Source organism: Acidimicrobiales bacterium, from assembly GCA_035531755.1.
In the GTDB taxonomy this organism is placed as follows: Bacteria; Actinomycetota; Acidimicrobiia; order Acidimicrobiales; family UBA8190; genus DATKSK01.
In genome coordinates this window covers 94,326-111,078 of sequence record DATKSK010000030.1, presented here as the reverse complement: position 1 = coordinate 111,078, position 16,753 = coordinate 94,326, and the positions used below count along the sequence as shown (strand labels likewise).

At 72.7% G+C, this 16,753-nt stretch carries 14 protein-coding genes and 1 tRNA gene; 11 read left to right on the top strand and 4 right to left on the bottom strand.

Annotated elements, in window-relative coordinates; all coding sequences use genetic code 11:
* Window positions 1-58: 58 nt before the first annotated feature.
* Together VMV22_06520 and VMV22_06515 are read right to left on the bottom strand one after the other, a co-directional pair.
* Window positions 59-1,747 (bottom strand): HAMP domain-containing sensor histidine kinase, encoded by a 1,689-nt coding sequence (locus tag VMV22_06520; protein HUY21976.1) that lies wholly within the window; start codon window positions 1,745-1,747, stop codon window positions 59-61.
* Window positions 1,748-2,425 carry a response regulator transcription factor gene (locus VMV22_06515; protein ID HUY21975.1) on the bottom strand — a complete coding sequence of 226 codons (678 nt, stop codon included), beginning with the start codon at window positions 2,423-2,425 and terminating at the stop codon, window positions 1,748-1,750. It abuts the gene before it with no gap.
* Between the two features lie 561 nt (window positions 2,426-2,986).
* Between VMV22_06515 and VMV22_06510 the strand changes: the two genes are divergently transcribed.
* On the top strand, window positions 2,987-3,547 hold the full coding sequence (locus tag VMV22_06510; protein ID HUY21974.1) for a hypothetical protein: 561 nt from the start codon (window positions 2,987-2,989) through the stop codon (window positions 3,545-3,547).
* 511 nt (window positions 3,548-4,058) lie between these two features.
* Entirely contained in the window at window positions 4,059-4,880 is an 822-nt protein-coding gene (locus tag VMV22_06505; protein ID HUY21973.1) for a hypothetical protein, read from the top strand.
* Between the two features lie 34 nt (window positions 4,881-4,914).
* Here the strand turns inward: VMV22_06505 and VMV22_06500 are convergent, their stop codons facing one another.
* Window positions 4,915-5,241 (bottom strand): hypothetical protein, encoded by a 327-nt coding sequence (locus VMV22_06500; GenBank protein HUY21972.1) that lies wholly within the window; start codon window positions 5,239-5,241, stop codon window positions 4,915-4,917.
* 384 nt (window positions 5,242-5,625) lie between these two features.
* A tRNA-Arg gene (locus VMV22_06495) sits at window positions 5,626-5,697 on the bottom strand.
* 159 nt (window positions 5,698-5,856) lie between these two features.
* On the opposite strand from VMV22_06495, the gene argS reads away from it, so the two are divergent.
* The 9 genes from argS (at window position 5,857) to VMV22_06450 (ending at window position 16,676) form a co-directional block, all read left to right on the top strand.
* Complete coding sequence (argS, locus tag VMV22_06490) at window positions 5,857-7,593, top strand: arginine--tRNA ligase (GenBank protein HUY21971.1); 1,737 nt, start codon at window positions 5,857-5,859, stop codon at window positions 7,591-7,593.
* Between the two features lie 50 nt (window positions 7,594-7,643).
* Window positions 7,644-8,975 carry a diaminopimelate decarboxylase gene (gene lysA, locus VMV22_06485; protein ID HUY21970.1) on the top strand — a complete coding sequence of 444 codons (1,332 nt, stop codon included), beginning with the start codon at window positions 7,644-7,646 and terminating at the stop codon, window positions 8,973-8,975.
* A 74-nt stretch (window positions 8,976-9,049) separates the two neighbouring features.
* Complete coding sequence (locus tag VMV22_06480) at window positions 9,050-10,441, top strand: homoserine dehydrogenase (GenBank protein HUY21969.1); 1,392 nt, start codon at window positions 9,050-9,052, stop codon at window positions 10,439-10,441.
* Window positions 10,438-11,478 carry a threonine synthase gene (gene thrC, locus VMV22_06475; protein HUY21968.1) on the top strand — a complete coding sequence of 347 codons (1,041 nt, stop codon included), beginning with the start codon at window positions 10,438-10,440 and terminating at the stop codon, window positions 11,476-11,478. Before VMV22_06480 ends, thrC begins: the two co-directional genes overlap by 4 nt.
* A gap of 304 nt (window positions 11,479-11,782) precedes the next feature.
* Entirely contained in the window at window positions 11,783-13,567 is a 1,785-nt protein-coding gene (gene rho / locus VMV22_06470) for a transcription termination factor Rho (GenBank protein ID HUY21967.1), read from the top strand.
* A gap of 37 nt (window positions 13,568-13,604) precedes the next feature.
* The gene (gene rpmE, locus VMV22_06465) at window positions 13,605-13,832 is read left to right on the top strand and encodes a 50S ribosomal protein L31 (GenBank protein ID HUY21966.1); all 228 of its coding nucleotides are present in this window, start codon (window positions 13,605-13,607) and stop codon (window positions 13,830-13,832) included.
* 200 nt (window positions 13,833-14,032) lie between these two features.
* A complete protein-coding gene (gene prfA / locus VMV22_06460; protein HUY21965.1) occupies window positions 14,033-15,115 on the top strand; it encodes a peptide chain release factor 1 in 1,083 nt (360 codons plus the stop codon).
* On the top strand, window positions 15,112-16,050 hold the full coding sequence (prmC, locus tag VMV22_06455) for a peptide chain release factor N(5)-glutamine methyltransferase (GenBank protein ID HUY21964.1): 939 nt from the start codon (window positions 15,112-15,114) through the stop codon (window positions 16,048-16,050). The genes prfA and prmC overlap by 4 nt, the downstream gene beginning before the upstream one ends.
* Window positions 16,047-16,676 (top strand): L-threonylcarbamoyladenylate synthase, encoded by a 630-nt coding sequence (locus tag VMV22_06450; GenBank protein HUY21963.1) that lies wholly within the window; start codon window positions 16,047-16,049, stop codon window positions 16,674-16,676. The genes prmC and VMV22_06450 overlap by 4 nt, the downstream gene beginning before the upstream one ends.
* Window positions 16,677-16,753: the final 77 nt, after the last annotated feature.

Sequence of the window (16,753 nt, the reverse complement as noted above, 5' to 3'; positions counted from 1 at the left end):
TGTGGGCGTCTCGTTCATTGCTGCATACGACCATCCGAATCTCGCGGCCCTCGCACAGTCAGCTATGAGTCGGCTGAGAATCCCCGGAGGAGATCGGGCCGTCGGCGTTGGCCCCGTCCCCGCTCTCGTCCCCGTCCCCGTCCCCGTCCCCGTCCCCGGCGAGGGGGAGGCGGATGGTGAACACCGATCCTCCGCCGGGTCGCGGCGCGGTGGCGACGGTGCCGCCGTGCGCCTTGACGATCGAGGCCACGATCGACAGGCCGAGGCCGGCACCACCGTGGCGGCGCGATCGGGAGGGGTCGGCGCGGTAGAAGCGCTCGAAGATCCGGGCGGCGAGCTCGGGGTCGAGGCCAGGGCCGTCGTCGGACACGGTGATCAGCGCGTTCCCGGGCTCGCTCGACACCGCCACCACCGTCGACGTCCCGGCGGGGCAATGGGTCCGCACGTTGGCCAGGAGGTTGTCGAGGACCTGGCGCAGCCGCAGGTGGTCCCCGGCGACTTCGACCGGTTCCCGGGCCACCAGCTGGACGGGCCACTGCGGTCCCACGGTGGCCGCAGTCTGGACGGCTTGCGCCGCCACGCCCACGAGCTCGACCTCCTCCTGCTCGAGCGGCCGGCCCTCGTCCAACCGGGCCAGGAGCAGGAGGTCCTCGACGAGGTGGCCCATGCGCGCCGTCTCGCTGCGGATCCCCTGCATGACGCGCTCGAGGTCGTCGGCACGGGTGACGGCCCCCTGCTCGAAGAGCTCGGCGTACGCGGAGACGGCGGTGAGCGGCGTGCGCAGCTCGTGCGACGCGTCGGCGACGAATTGGCGCATGCGACCCTCGGACTCCCGCAGCTCTCGCTCGGTGGCGTCGCGCTGGGCGAAGGCCTTCTCGATCCGGCCCAGCATGACGTTCAGCGAGCGCGCCAGGCGCCCGACCTCCGTCCGGGCCTCCTCGCCGGGGACGCGCTCGGCGAGCTCACCCCGGGCGATCGCCGCGGCGGTGCCCTCCACGGCGCGCAGCGGGCGCAAACCGACTCGCACCAGCCACCATCCGAGGAGTAGCGCCCCGGCCAGCGCGGCGCCCGTCACCGCCAGCTCCACGACCAGCAATCGATCGAGCGTCCCGACAGTGGAATCGAGCGGGACGCCGACGAGGAGCTCCCCCCCGACGTACGGGCCCGATTCGAGGACCGACGCCCGCATCCGGAACTGCGAATCGCCGCCCTTGGCTGCAGCGGCGGTGAAGTAGACGGTGGGCTCCCCGAGGTCGGAGGCATTCTTGGCATATCCGGTGACGCGCGCCGGCAATTTCGGGGTCGACTCGGAGACCGACTCGGCGCTGCCCAGCTCGGGAGGTGCCGAGTACGTGCACAAGGCTGCACCGGTCGCGCTCCGGAGCTCGACGAACGTGCTCGGGGCCAGCTGGCGCAGCACGGGGTCCGACAGCCCTCCGAACCCGGAGCAGGATTCGGTCCCCGACGAGCCCTCCGACACGCTCGGCGTCGATGTGGACGACGTCGTTCCCGATCCGGCGATGCCGTTCCCGGCGCCGACCGGCGCGGGCGCCTCCCTCCCCGCGCCCTGGGGCGACGGGCCGCTGTGCAGGGCGATCTCGATGGGCCTATGGGACTGCTCGAGCGACTGGTCGATCTTGCCGTAGAGGAAGGAACGCAGCTCCTGGTACGTGACGGCGTCGGCGATCACGAGCGCGATGAGCGCAACGGCACCGGCCGCCAGCAGCAGCCGGGTCCTGAGGGACACCTAGGAGGCCTCCGGATCGCGCAGGGTGTAACCGACCAGGCGGATGGTGTGGATGAGCGGTGGCCCGTGACGCTCGAGCTTCTTGCGCAGGTAGCTCACGTAGGTCTCGACCACGTTCGCCTCGCCGCCGAAGTCGTAGTGCCACACGTTGTCGAGGATCTGCGCCTTGGAGAGCACCTGGCGAGGGTTGCGGAGGAAGAAGCGCAGCAGGTTGAACTCCGTGGCCGTCAGCTGGATGCGCGCACCGCCCCGCCGGACTTCGTGCGCGCCCTCGTCCATTTCGAGGTCGGCGAAGCGCAGGATGCCCTCGTCCGCCTGGTCGACACCCGACCGGCGCAGCAGCGCCCTGGCGCGGGCGATGATCTCTGCCAGCGCGAAGGGCTTGGTGACGTAGTCGTCGCCACCGACGGTGAGCCCGGCGATCTTGTCCTCGAGGGAATCGCGTGCGGTGAGGAACAGCACCGGTGCGCGGATACCGTCCATACGCAGTCGGCGCGTCACCTCGAGGCCGTCGAGGTCGGGCAGCATCACGTCGAGGACGATCAGGTCCGGGGGGCGTTCCTGTGCGGCGGCCAGGGCCGCCCGTCCCGAGATCGCCTCCTCCACGTCGAAGCCCTCGTAGCGCAACGAGGTGGCCACGGCGTCGACGATCGACGGCTCGTCGTCGACGACCAGCACCCTGTGACGTTCCGACTTTTCCACGGTCCGACGCACCTCCCGCTCCGAGGATGACGGTCCCGGTTGCAGGGCCACTGTGGGTCGGCTGTGAGCCCCCTGTGAAATCGGGCCGACGGTCGGGAGGGCCCAGGGAGCCCCGGGAACGCCGGAGGGAGATGGTTCTCCCTGGTGAGCGGCCTGGGGAGCGGCCTGGTGAGCGGCCTGGGGAGCGGCCTGGGGCGCGGCCTGGGGAGCGGCCTGGGGAGCGGAACGTCGGTGTCGTGGAGCGGGGCCGCCGGGCGGGGCTCGCGTGGAACGTGGAGGCGCCCCGTCACCAAACCCGGGATCGAGCAGTCCCTTCGCGCCCGGGGTCGGACCGGGAAGGTCCGCCCCCCACTGAGACCACATCAATCCGGCCCCAGACGCGTCGCCGACGCTAGCCCCGATCGACACGCCCGTTGACGCATCGGCAAGACGGACGCTCGTAGGTGACGCACAGCTGGTCGTGCGGGGCACCAAAGGTCCGCGGCCCACGGTGATGAGGCCCCAGATCGGGGACTGCTGTCACGAAGGAGACTGAACATGGAAACGCACGATGAGACGAGCCCCAGGCGCCGTCGACGAATCCCGAAGGCGGTCGCCACCGGTTTGGGGCTGCTCGGTCTCGGTGCCGCCGCCGGTGCGGTGGCGTCCACGACGATGACGGCCAACGCCGCGACGATTCCGACCTCCGTACCCGCGAGCTCCTCCTCGACAACCGCACCCACGGGGTCGTCGCCGATGGCGCCCTCCGGGTCGTCGCCGCTGGCCCCGGCAGGAGGCGGCGTCGGCCTCCCCCTGAGCGGCACCGTCACCGCCGTCGGGACCTCCGACGTCACGATCCGGACGAGAACGGCCACGACCACGTACGCGGTCACCGCCACGAGCGACATCGACAAGAACGGTGAGGCCACCCTCAGCGACCTCGCCGTCGGCGATGCCGTCACCTTCAACACCGTGACCACGAACGGCACCGCGGCCATCGACAAGCTCCACGCCGGGAGCGAGCAGCTGGACCGGCCTCAGGGGCCGGGCCCGGGTGGGATGCCTGGCGACGGGGCCACGGCTGCGGCGGCCACCGCCGGCTCGACGTCGGGGGCCTGACGGGCGAGACCCGCATCGACCGGGTTCCCCGGGCCCGTCGTCGGGCCCGGGGGCCCGGGGGGCCCGGGGGAGGCGACGGCCGCGGCCTCCGCCCACCCCCGGTCGTGGCCGGCTAAAGCACCGGCGCCGACGGGCCGATCGTCACTGGGGGGTGTCACGGCGGATCGGAGGCTGCATGCAGGCGTACGAGGGCTGGGCGCCCGACCCGTCGGGGGCCCATGAAGCTCGCTATTTCCGGCAGGGCCTGCCCACCACCCTGGTCCGAGACGGATCGGTGGAGTCCTTCGACGCACTGCCCGACGGGCCCGGCGCGTCGCCTCACACCGTCGGGTCGGACTGGGGTGCGCGGACACAGGCGTCGGCCTCTGCACCGGGAGCCGCACCTGTGTCGGCGCCAGGGTCGGCGTGGGAATCTTCGTTCGGCCCGGGGTCGTCCGACTTCTCCATGTCCTCGAGCCCGCAAGGATCTCGGCCTCGGACCGGCCGGCCCCGGCGGCGGCTCGTCGCCTCCGTGGCAGCCCTCGTGGTGGTGGCGCTGACCGCGGGCCTCGTTGTCACGCTCGGCGGCGGCAAGAGCGCCGAAGCCGCTGTCATCGACTCCGTCAACAGCACACTGGCGGATCGCACCGCGCACGTCACCATGCACATGTCCGTCGACTCCCCGGCTGCCCACGTGTCCGGGAGCGGCAACGGGAGCATCGACTTCAGCCAGAACGCGATGCAGCTCGACATGGCACTGTCCGAAGGCGATCAGCAGACGCAGGTACAGTTGCTGTACATCGCCGGTGCGGTCTTCGAGCACGTCGCCGGGCTCGACCAGCTCATCCCCGGCAAGTCCTGGATCTCGATCGACCTGTCGTCGCTCGCCGACTCGAGTGGAAAGGACCCGGGTGCGCTCGGGACGGGCACCAACCCCGCTGCGATGCTGCGGCTGATGGCGCAGCAGGGCAACACCATCGTGCCGCTCGGCCCCTCCACGATCGACGGCAGCGCGGTCCAGGGGTACTCGGTGACCGTCGACCCGGCCGCCGTCAAGGCCCGCCTCGCCCATGCCAACCTGCCGTCGTGGATGGAGTCGGCCCTGAGCCACGTGGACTTGGAGAGCGCCTCTGACAAGGTCTACGTCGACGGTGCCGGATTGCTGCGGCGCTTCGGCATCTCCTTGACCGAGAGCGTCACCTCGGTGGGCAAGACCACTGTGGACGACGTGCTCGACCTCTCGGACTACGGCGCGCCCGTCAGCGTCACCGCTCCTCCGGGCGCCCAGGTCGTGAGCTTCGAGCAGTTCATCCAGGACGCGCTGGCCGCACGAGGAGGAAGCACGGCGTCCTGACGGGCGGCGCGTCGTCCCGCCCGCCGGGAAGCCGTCAGAGCTGAGCGTCCCCGGCTCCGTGCTCACCACGGAGCTCGAGCCGGAGCACGTCGTGCGCCTTGCGCGAGGCGCCCGTGCCCGACACCCGGTGCACCTCACGGCGGAACTCGGCGGCGACCTCCTCCGAGTCCTCGAGGTCGCCCTCCCACAGCGAGATCCCCGTGACCTCGGTGCGCGACCCCTGTTGCGATCGCAGCACGACCATCCCGATGAACGAGGGCAGCTCCCGGAAGCTCGGGAGGACTTCCTCGTCTATCGCCCGGAGCAATTCGGGGAGCATCGCGGGTTCGACGAAGAAGTTGACCGTCCGGCCCTTCATCACCGGCGTTCACCCAGGGGTGAGTCAGAGGGGGAGTCCACCTCACCAGGCTACGGCCCATCGCCGGCCGACGAGTGCCTGGATCGTTTCGACGGCGGCGTCGACGGCGTCGACGGCGGCTTCGACGACGGCTTCGACGGCGGCTTGTGCGATCGGGCGGCACCAGACCAGCGGACAGGGTGCGCCGGCACCCCCGGGCACGAGGGATCCAGGGCCCCGCGGCGTCGGGTCAGGCCGACAACTGCCGCTCGATTCGGGCCCGGTCCTCAAGCGAGGCTCCCGGAGAGGCTTGCGGCTGGGCTCGCTGCCGCCCTCGCTGGACCTCGGAGTGCTCGTCCCTTCACCTCGGGCGGCCTCGCAGGCCCTGCGAGCAGGGACTTCGGTCGGCGCCCTCGGCAGGACTCGAACCTGCGCCACCGGCTCCGGAGGCCGGTGCTCTATCCGCTGAGCTACGAGGGCCGATGCACATGCCACCGGCACGAGCGCGGGTCGCGCCCGCGAAGCCGTGACCGAACTGTAGTCGTCACGATGCCGGCAGCCTCCCGACCACGGTCCCGAGGCGCCGCCCCCGCCCGGTAATTGCGCACCAGGCTCCGCCGCGCCATCCTCGGCGGGACCATGGCTGCTCGCCCCCGCATCGCCGCTGCTGTGAGCGGGGCGTTGTCGTCCCTCGGCATCGTCATGGAGGCGGCCGACGTCCATCTGGAGCGCCCGGGCCGTCGCGAGCACGGCGACTGGTCGACCAACGCGGCCCTCGTGAACGCCAAGTCGCTGGGTCGGCCGCCGCGCCAGCTGGCCGAGGAGCTCGCCGGGCGACTGCGGGCGGACCCGCCCCCCCACCTCCGGTCGGTGGAGGTCGCCGGGCCGGGGTTCGTGAACCTCCATCTGGAGCCGGGATGGTTGCACGACACCCTGGCCGAGGTCGTGCACGACGGCGAGGACCGCTACGCCCGCCCCCAACTGGGCGCGGGGGAGCGGGTACAGGTCGAGTTCGTCTCGGCCAATCCGACCGGCCCCCTGCACGTGGGCAACGGGTGGTGGGGCGCGTACGGCGACGCCCTGGCCCGCGTCCTCACGCGGTGCGGGTGGTCGGTGCACCGCGAGTACTACGTCAACGACACCGGTGGCCAGATCCGGGCCCTGGGAGGCAGCGTGCTGGCTCGGCGCCGCGGCGACGAGGTCCCCGACGAGGGGTACCAAGGGGAGTACGTGGCCGAGCTGGCAGCCGAGTACGACGGTCCCGAGGACGTCGAGGCGGCGGGACGGTGGGCGGGCGAGCGTATTCTCGACCACATCCGCGTCACGCTGGCGCGCATCGGGATCGAATTCGACGCGTGGTACAGCCAGGCGTCGGTGGAGGAGAGCGGCGCCATCCGCGCCACGATCGACCTCCTGGCCGCCAAGGGCCTCGTGGACGAGGAGGACGGCGCGGTGTGGTTCCGGTCGAGCCGCCTCGGGGACAATCGCGATCGCGTCCTCGTGAAGTCCAACGGCGACGCCACCTACCTCGCCGGCGATCTCGCCTACCACCGTGACAAGTTCCTGGTCCGGGGCTTCGACCGGGTCATCGACATCTTCGGCGCCGACCACGCCGGGCAGGTCAAGAGCCTCACGCTGGGCGTCGAGGCCATGGGCGTGGACGCCGGACGGCTCGAGGTGAAGATCGGGCAGATGGTGTCGCTCGTCTACAACCAGTCGCTCGAGGCGGTCGTCGACGCGCTGATGCAGGCCGAGCCGGGGCTCACCCGCCAGCAGGCCACCGCGACGGCGGTGGAGGAGCACCCCGAGCTCGGCGGCGCCTCGTCGGACGGGCCGGTCCGCATGTCGAAGCGCGCCGGGAACTTCGTGGCGCTCGACGCGCTGATCAGCGACATCGGGGCGGACGCCACGCGCCTGTTGTCCCTGATGTCGTCGCTCGACCAGGCACAGGTCCTCGACCTCGACCTCGTGCGCAAGCAGTCGATGGAGAACCCCGTCTACTACGTGCAGTACGCCTACGCCCGCATCGCGTCCATCGAGCGCGTGCGCACGGAGCGGGGCATCGAACGCCGGTCGCTCGCCGACGTCGACCTCGCGCCGCTCGTGCACGAGCGCGAGCTCGAACTGCTGCGCTGTCTCGAGCAGCTGCCCGACGTCGTCGCCGACGCCGGCCGGGACCGCGCTCCGCACAAGGTCACCGCGTGGGTCCGGGAGCTCGCCGGTGCGTTCCACGGCTTCTACCACGACTGCCCCGTGCTGGCCGAGAGCGTCGGCGACGGGCTCGTCCAGGCGCGCCTGTGGCTCGTCGAGGCCGCCCGCGTCGGGTTCTCCATCGGGCTCGACCTCCTCGGGGTGAGCGCGCCGGAGTCGATGTAGCGCACTGCCGGCCTGACCGAGCGAACGCCCGGCCTGAGTAGCCTCTTTTCATGGACGGCCTCGTCGAGCACACCTCCGGCACGGGGGCGGCCGCGCCCGACGAGGGCCCGGTGCGCGCCGAGCTCCTGCCGATGTCGGCGCGGGTGGGCCCGACCGGCCGCCTCGAGGTGGGCGGCGTCGACCTCGTGGAGCTGGCCGAGCGCTTCGGCACCCCGCTGTTCGTGTACGACGAGCAGCACCTCCGGGCCCGGTGCCGGGAGGCCGTGGCGGCCTGGGGTGACGGCGTGGCCTATGCCACCAAGGCGTTCCTGTGCCGGGCCATGGCCTCGCTCGCCGTCGAGGAAGGCATGCAGCTCGACGTGTCGACGGGAGGGGAGCTGCACGTGGCCCTGTCGGCCGGCGTGCCCGCGACGCGCCTGGTGCTGCACGGCAACAACAAGTCCGACGACGAGCTGGCCCGCGCCCTCGACGTCGGGGTCGGGCGGATCGTCGTCGACTCGTTCGACGAGATCGACCGCCTGGCGCGCCTCGCCCGTCCGGCCGGCGGGGGAGGCCGGACGGCGGTCATGATCCGGGTGACGCCGGGCGTCGAGGCCCACACCCACGAGTTCGTCCGGACCGGGCAGGAGGACTCCAAGTTCGGCTTCGGGTTGGCCTCCGGCGCCGCCGCCGAGGGCGTGGCCCGGCTGCGCGGCCTGCCGGGCGTCGAGCTCGTCGGGGTCCACGCCCACATCGGGAGCCAGGTCTTCCGGGTGGAGTCCTTCGCGGAGGAGGTCGACGTGCTGGCGGCCTTCTTCGCGCCCCTCGGCCTGTCCGAGCTCTGCGTCGGCGGCGGGCTGGGTGTCCCGTACGTGTCGGGCGAGTACGCGCCGTCCCTTGCCTCGTGGGCCGCGACCGTGCACGAGGCCTGCCGGCGCTCCGGCGTGCCCGAGGGCACGCGGATCACGGCCGAGCCCGGGCGGTCCGTGGTCGCCACCGCAGGGATCACGCTCTACCGGATCGGGACCATCAAGGAGCTGCCGGGTGTGCGGACCTACGTGGCCGTCGACGGGGGGATGAGCGACAACCCGCGCCCGGTCCTCTACGGCAGCGGGTACGAGACGTTCCTGCCGCTGTCGGCGGACGCCCCGCGGCCGCGCGCCGTGACCGTGGTCGGCAAGCACTGCGAGTCCGGCGACGTCGTCGTGGCCGACGCCCGCCTCCCGGCGGCCGCCGGCGTCGGCGACGTGCTGGCGACGCCGGTCACCGGCGCCTACGGCTACTCCATGGCGTCCAACTACAACAAGGTGCCCCGGCCGGCCGTGGTGTTCGTGGGGGACGGGGACGCCCGGGTCGTCGTGCGGCGCGAGACCGACGACGACCTGCTCCGGCTGGACACCTGACCGCCGAGCCTCTCGACCGGGAAGCCGCCCCGCCGGCGTCGGGCCGAGGCGTCGACGGGCGGTAGCGTGAGCAGATGGCGAGGACCGACGCCGGCCGGGTCGCGGCCGAAGCCCCCGGAGCGGACGACGCCCCCGTGCGGGTCGCCGTGCTCGGGTGCGGCAATGTGGGGGCGGCCCTCGTGTCGATCCTGCTTGCCGACGCCGACGCCATCGCGTGGCGGTCGGGTGTGCGCCTCGAGGTCGTCGGCGTCGCCGTGGGCAACCCGTCTCGCCCGCGGCCCGGCGTGCCCGCCGACCTGATCACCGGGGACGCCAAGGCGCTCGTCACCGATCCCCGGGTCGACGTCGTGGTCGAGCTGATCGGCGGCATCGACCCCGCCCGCGGGCTGCTCGACAGCGCCCTGGCGGCGGGCAAGCCCGTGGTGACCGCCAACAAGGAGCTGCTGGCCGCCCACGGGGCCGAGCTGGCGGCATCGGCCGCGGCGGCCGGGGTCGACCTGCTCTACGAGGCGGCCGTCGCCGGGGCCATCCCCATCATCCGGCCTCTGCGCGAGTCGCTGGCCGGCGAGCGCCTGCGCCGGGTGATGGGCATCGTCAACGGGACGACCAACTTCATCCTGACGACCATGTCGGAGGACGGCCTGTCCTACACCCAGGCCCTGGCCGAGGCCCAGCGGCTGGGCTTCGCCGAGCGGGACCCGACCGCGGACGTGGACGGCCACGACGCTGCGGCCAAGGCCGCCATCATCGCCGCGCTCGCCTTCCGCTGCGACGTGGTCTCCGACGACGTGCCGCGGGAAGGCATCGGCTCCGTGCATCCCGTCGACATCTCGTTCGCGGCGCGCCTGGGCTATGTCGTCAAGCTGCTCGCCGTCATCGAGCGCGTGGACGGCACGGGGCCCGAGCCGTCGGACGCCCCGGAGATCTCCGTGCGCGTGCACCCGGCGATGCTCCCCCGGACCCATCCGCTGGCGTCGGTGCGGGGCGCGTTCAACGCCGTGTTCATCGAGGGCGACAACGCCGGCGAGCTGATGCTCTACGGCCGTGGGGCCGGCGGCCGGCCCTCGGCCTCGGCGGTGCTCGGGGACCTCATCGATGCCGCGTACCACCTGCGGACGGGCACCTCGGGGCGGCCGCTGCGGCGGGTGCGCCCCCGGTTCCGGCCGGCCGACGACCTGCGGTGCGCGTGGTACCTGAACATCGACGTGGTCGACCGCCCCGGCGTGCTGGCGGCCGTCGCCCGGGTCTTCGGCGACCACGGTGTGTCGATCCGGTCGATGGAGCAGGTGGGGCTGGGTGACGAGGCCCGGCTGATCTTCCTCACCCATGTGGCGCGCGAGGGTGACGTGCAGCGGACCCTCGACGACCTGCGCGGGCTCGAGGTGGTGGGGCACGTCGGGGGCGTGCTGCGCGTCCTGGGCGACGAGGACAGGGCCTGGGAGACGAGGACAGGGCCTGGGCGATGACGGCATGGCCCGGGGTGATCGAGGCGTACCGGTCCCTGCTCCCGGTGACGGGCGACACGCCGGTCGTGACGCTGCTCGAAGGGGGCACCCCGCTGCTCGAGGCGCCGCGGTTGTCGGCCCGGGTGGGGGCGCGGGTGCTGCTCAAGCTCGAGGGATCGAACCCGACCGGCTCGTTCAAGGACCGCGGCATGACCCTGGCGATCTCGAAGGCCCTCGAGGGCGGGGCGAAGGCGGTCGTGTGCGCGTCGACGGGGAACACCTCGGCATCGGCGGCCGCCTACGCGGCCCGCGCGGGGATGACGTGTGCGGTGCTCATCCCGGAGGGCCACATCGCTCTCGGCAAGCTGGCCCAGGCGCTCGTGCACGGGGCGAAGGTGCTCCAGGTGCGCGGCAATTTCGACGAGGCCCTGGCCATCGTCCGCCGCCTGGGAGAGACGGCGCCGATCACGGTGGTCAACTCGGTGAACCCCTATCGGATCCAGGGCCAGAAGACCGGAGCGTTCGAGGTCGTCGACGTCCTCGGCGACGCGCCCGACGTCCACTGCATCCCCGTGGGGAACGCGGGGAACATCACGGCGTACTGGCGCGGCTACCTGGAGTACAAGGCCGCGGGCCGTGCCACCAAGCTCCCGCGCATGTTCGGGTTCCAGGCCGCCGGGGCCGCGCCGATCGTCGAGGGCCATCCCATCGAGCATCCCGAGACGGTGGCCACGGCGATCCGCATCGGCAACCCCGCCTCCTGGTACGGGGCGACCGCGGCGGCCAGCGAGTCCGGTGGGGCGATCGAGGCGGTGACCGACGAGGAGATCCTCGCCGCCTACCGATTCCTGGCGTCGGAGGAGTCGGTGTTCTGCGAGGCGGCGTCGGCGGCATCGGTGGCCGGGCTGCTCAAGGTGGGGGTCCCGAGCGGCTCCACCGTGGTGTGCGTCCTGACGGGCCACGGCCTCAAGGACCCCGACCTCGCCATCAGCCAGATCTCGGTGCCGGAGTCGGTCGAGCCCGACGACGCCGCAGTGCTCGCCGGCCTCGGCCTCTGAGGGCGGTCCCGGCGCGAGGCCGCTCGCCCCGGAACGGGAACAATCCCCGGGGTGGGAGTGTTGTTGCCTACGAGCCTCGGTGTCCGGTACGATATGGGCACCGCCGCCCCCCGAAATCTTCGGAGCGACGCGGGCGACAGGCTTTCGCAGTCGGTCTTTCCTGAACGGGTCTCCGACGGCGACTTGGTGGGGGCAGCGGTGGACTCGGCGTGACGACACGCCGGGCGCCTTTCCCCCTGTTCGTGCCCCCTGACGTCTGGGCTCTCCCAAACCGATACGGGGACGCAACCTAGCGAGGTGGCTGATGGCTGCAGAGCAACAGCTCGAGCGGTCCGTACTCGAACGAAAAGAGCGAGAAGAGCTCCGGGCGATCGCCCAGGCGATGTCGCTCGACACCAACTCGCGCAGCAAGAAGGCCGACATCATCGACCAGATCCTGCGCGCCGCCGGGGTCGAGGTCGCCGGGCCGAGCGCCAACGGCAGTACCGACGCGCCCGCCCGGACCCGCGCCGCGAGCAGGCGTGCCACGTCGAACGGGGCCTCGGAGGTCGCCGCCGCCGACGAGGACGCCGGCCACGAGGGCAACGGGGTCGGCCCGGACCGACCCGCCGCCAACGGGAGCGCGGACGCCGAGCGCCCGGCGGCGGAGGCGGGGCCCGGTGACCAGTCGTCGGGTGAGCACACCCAGGGTGACCAGGCCTCGGGCGACCAGGCCTCGGGCGATCCCGGTGCCGGGAACCGGTCGGGTGAGCGGTCGGCCAACGGCCCACGCCAGGGTGGGGGCCAGAACCGTCAGCACGTCCAGCAGGGTGCCAGTGCCAACGAGCCCGGCAACCGCCGGGGCCGGCGCCGCCGAGGCCGTGAACGCGGTCCGGGTGGAGGCGGTCCGGGTGGAGGCGGCGGCGGCGAGCGCGAGCTGCAGGGCGGCGGCCAGGAGGCGCAGTACAGCGGCGAGCTCATCCCGGTCCGAGGGTTGCTCGACCTGCGCGACGAGGGATACGGGTTCGTCCGTTCCGACGGCTACCTGCCGAGCTCCAAAGACGTGTACGTGTCGATCAGCCAGGCACGCCGTTTCGCGCTGCGCCGCGGCGACTACGTCGAGGGCGCCTGCCGACCGGCGGCGTCGAACGAGAAGTTCCCGGCACTGATCCGCATCGACTCGGTGTCCGATCTCGCGCCCGACGAGGCGCGCAACCGCCCGCGGTTCGAGGACCTGACGCCGCTGTTCCCCGACGAGAAGCTGCGCCTCGAGACCTCAGGGGCGGCCGAGGTGACGACGCGGATCATCGACCTCCTCTCGCCGATCGGCAAGGGGCAACGAGGGCTGATCGTCTCTCCCCCCAAGGCGGGGAAGACCACGATCCTGAAGCAGATCGCCCACTCCATCGAGGCGAACAACCCCGAGGTGCATCTCATCGTGCTGTTGGTCGACGAGCGGCCCGAAGAAGTCACGGACATGCGCCGTTCGGTCAAGGGTGAAGTGGTGGCCTCCACGTTCGACCGGCCCTCCGACGAGCACACCGCCATCGCCGAGCTCACGCTCGACCGGGCCAAGCGCCTCGTGGAGCTGGGCAGGGACGTGGTCATCGTGCTCGACGGCATCACCCGCCTGGCCCGGGCGTACAACCTGGCGCAGCCGGCGAGCGGCCGGATCATGTCCGGTGGCGTCGACTCCGGAGCCCTCTACCCGCCGAAGAAGTTCTTCGGCGCGGCCCGGAACATCGAGGAGGGCGGCTCGCTCACCATCCTGGCGACCGCGCTGGTGGAGACGGGATCGAAGATGGACGAGGTGATCTTCGAGGAGTTCAAGGGGACCGGCAACATGGAGCTCCGGCTCGACCGGCGCCTCGCCGAGCGCCGCCTCTACCCGTCCATCGACGTCAACGCCAGCTCGACCCGCCACGAGGAGCTCCTCTTCGAGCGGGGCCAGCTCCAGCAGGTCTGGAAGCTGCGACGGGTCCTCAACGCTCTCGCCGCCGACGGCAGCGCCGCCGCCGGGTTGGAGCTGCTCATGGACAAGATCCGCACCACCAAGGGCAACGACGAGTTCCTGGCCGAGATCGCCAAGGGCCCGGCCCCGCCCGTCTGAGCCGGCCCGAGCGACGGCACCTCTACACTGGGGAACCATGAAGACCGACATCCACCCCTCCTACGTCGACGCCAGCGTGCGCTGCTCCTGCGGCAACACCTTCACCACGCGTTCGACCAAGCAAGAGCTCCACGTGGAGCTGTGCAACGAGTGCCACCCGTTCTTCACCGGCAAGCAGAAGCTCGTCGACTCCGGTGGTCGGGTCGAGCGCTTCCAGCGCCGCTACGGCGAGCGCACGACGAAGTCGCGCGGAGCACGCGCCTGACCGGAGGCCGACGGCATCCCCGTCGGCCTCGGTCGTCACCACTTCCACCGCCAAGACCGTTCACCGACGGTCCGGGCCGGCCTTCACCAGGTCCACGCCGTCGTCAGCGGCGGTGGGAGGCCCGGTCGCCCTGAGCGTCGGCTCGTCCGCCTTCCACACCGGCGTCCTGGGGCCGCCGGGCCCGTCGGTACCCTGGTGCCATGGACCCTGAGCGCCTGGCTGCATGGGAACGTGAGTACCAGGCCGTCCTCGACACGCTCGCGGACCCCGCCGTGCTGAGCGACCAGGCGCGCCTGCGCGAGGCCTCGCGCCGGCACAAGGACCTCGAGGCGGTCCTGTCGGTGGGCCGGCGCCTGCGCCAGGCGGAGGACGACGTGTCCACGGCGCGCGAGATGCTGGCCGAGGCGTCGGCCGACGACCGCGAGTTGGTGCACGCCGAGCTCGAGCAGGCCGAGTCGGCGGTCGAGTCGCTCGGGGAGGAGCTCCGAGCGCTCCTCGTGCCGCGCGACCCCAACGACGGGCGGAACGTCATCGTCGAGATCCGTGGCGCCGAGGGCGGCGAGGAGGCCAACCTCTTCGCCCGTGACCTCTTCGAGATGTACCGCCGGTACGCCGAACGCCGCAAGTGGCGGCTCGAGGTCCTGTCGTCGGACCCGTCCGAACGCGACGGCCTCAACGAGGTCACCTTCCTGGTGAAGGGGCCGGACACCTGGGCGCGCTTGAAGCACGAGGGTGGCACCCACCGCGTGCAGCGGGTCCCGGTCACCGAGTCCCAGGGCCGGATCCACACCTCCGCCGCCACCGTCATGGTGCTCCCCGAGGCGGAGGATGTCGAGATCACCATCGATCCCGCCGACCTGCGGGTCGACGTCTTCCGCGCCACGGGCCCGGGGGGGCAGTCCGTCAACACGACCGATTCGGCCGTGCGCGTCACCCACGTCCCGACGGGCATCGTGGTCTCCATGCAGGACGAGAAGAGCCAGATCCAGAACCGGGCACGCGCGCTCCAGGTGTTGCGGGCCAGGCTCCTCAAGCTCGAGCAGGACCGCGTCGCCGCCGAGCAGTCCGAGCAGCGCCGGAGCCAGGTCGGGGGCGGGGGCCGGTCCGAGAAGATCAGGACCTACAACTTCAAGGAGAACCGCGTCACCGACCATCGCGTGAAGCTCACGCTGCACAAGCTGGACCGCGTGCTCGACGGGGAGCTCGACGAGATCGTCGATGCCCTGCTCGCCGACGAACGGGAGCAGGAATTCGAGGGCGGTACCGCGGCGCTGGGGGCATGACCGGGCGCGCCGCGCCGGCCACCGCCCCGACGGTACGAGTGCTGCTCGCCCGCGCCTCCACCGCCCTCGGGCCCGGCTCGGGCCCCGAGGCACGATGGATCGTCGCCCACGCCCTCGGCCGGCTCGCCGGTGAGCTCGTGGCCGGGCTCGACGACGTCGTCGAGCCGACCGCGGTCGACGCCGTGCAGCGCCTGGTCGACCGACGGCTCGCCGGGGAGCCCCTGCAGTACGTGCTGGGCACCTGGGAGTTCCGCACCTTGGAGGTGCACGTCGACCCCCGCGTGCTGATCCCCCGACCGGAGACCGAGCACGTCGTCGCGATCGCGCTCCAGGAGCTGTCGGCGCAGGCGCGGCGTCTGGCCCCCGGCGGCGAGCTCGTCGCCGTCGATCTCGGTGCGGGGTCGGGGGTGATGGCGCTGTCGCTCGCGGCCGAGGGCGCGGCGGCGTCCCCGGCGCTCGAGGTGTGGGCCACCGACGTGTCGGCGGGCGCCCTCGAGGTGCTGGCGGTGAACCTCGCCGCGCTGGCCCGCCGGCTGCCGGAGGCGGGGGGTCGCGTCACGACGGCCCAGGGCTCGTGGTTCGAGGCCCTTCCGCGCCGGCTCGCCGGACGGGTGGCGCTGGTCGTCTCCAACCCCCCCTACGTCTCGGCGCGCGAATGGGAGGCGCTCGACCCCGAGGTCCGCGACCATGAGCCCGTCGGCGCCCTGGTCCCGGGCCCGACGGGCCTCGAGGCGATCGAGACCATCCTGTCGGCGGCGCGGCGCTGGCTCGCTCCGGGGGGCAGCATCGTCGTGGAGCTCGCCCCCACGCAGGCCGCCGCCGTGGTCGCACGGGCGCAGGGGCTCGGGTACGAAGACGCAGCCGTGCGGCGCGACCTCGCCGGCCGCCTCCGGGTGTTCGTGGCGCGCTGGCCGGGGGAGTCCGCCGGCGGATGACGGGGGAGAGCCGCCCGGGCCCGACCGCGATGGCGCTCCAGGATGCCGTCGCCGCGCTCCAGGCCGGCGCGGTGGTGGCGATCCCCACCGACACCGTCTACGGGCTCGCCGTCGACCCGTCGTGCCCGGGCTCGACGGAGACGCTCTTCGCGGTGAAGGGCCGGCCCGCAGGGTTGGACCTGCCCGTCCTGGTGGGGTCCAGGGCGCAGGCCGACGCCCTGAGCGCCGGCGGGGCGCTGCCACCGACGGCGGCCCGGCTGGCCGAGATCTTCTGGCCGGGCGCGCTGACGCTGGTGGTGCCCCGCCGCCACGGGCTCGACTGGGCCCTCGGCGACCACGCCGACACCATCGGCCTGCGCTGCCCCGACCACGAGGTGGCCCGCCGCCTGTGCACGGCGGTCGGGCCCCTCGCCACGACGAGCGCCAATCCGCACGGGGCGCCGCCCTACACCGAGGCGCGGGCCGTGGCGCGCGCCTTCGCCGGCCGGGTGGCCGTGATCGTCGACGGCGGCCGGTGCGCGCGGCCGCCGTCCACCGTCGTGGCGGTGGACGCGGCCGGCCTGCGGTGCCTGCGCGAGGGCGCGCTGTCCTTCGCCGACGTCGTGGCGGCGGCCGCAGCCGGCTGACGTCGCCCCGGGCGCGGGCCGCTCGGTGGCGCGGGCCGCTGTGGCAGGCTCTCGGCCGACGCCACCGGGCCGCGCCG

Coding starts and splice junctions, on each gene's coding strand:
- VMV22_06510 (HUY21974.1), top strand. CDS start 2,987: ATGGAAACGCACGATGAGACGAGCCCCAGGCGCCGTCGACGAATCCCG.
- argS (HUY21971.1), top strand. CDS start 5,857: ATGGCTGCTCGCCCCCGCATCGCCGCTGCTGTGAGCGGGGCGTTGTCG.
- lysA (HUY21970.1), top strand. CDS start 7,644: ATGGACGGCCTCGTCGAGCACACCTCCGGCACGGGGGCGGCCGCGCCC.
- VMV22_06480 (HUY21969.1), top strand. CDS start 9,050: ATGGCGAGGACCGACGCCGGCCGGGTCGCGGCCGAAGCCCCCGGAGCG.
- thrC (HUY21968.1), top strand. CDS start 10,438: ATGACGGCATGGCCCGGGGTGATCGAGGCGTACCGGTCCCTGCTCCCG.
- rho (HUY21967.1), top strand. CDS start 11,783: ATGGCTGCAGAGCAACAGCTCGAGCGGTCCGTACTCGAACGAAAAGAG.
- rpmE (HUY21966.1), top strand. CDS start 13,605: ATGAAGACCGACATCCACCCCTCCTACGTCGACGCCAGCGTGCGCTGC.
- prfA (HUY21965.1), top strand. CDS start 14,033: ATGGACCCTGAGCGCCTGGCTGCATGGGAACGTGAGTACCAGGCCGTC.
- prmC (HUY21964.1), top strand. CDS start 15,112: ATGACCGGGCGCGCCGCGCCGGCCACCGCCCCGACGGTACGAGTGCTG.
- VMV22_06450 (HUY21963.1), top strand. CDS start 16,047: ATGACGGGGGAGAGCCGCCCGGGCCCGACCGCGATGGCGCTCCAGGAT.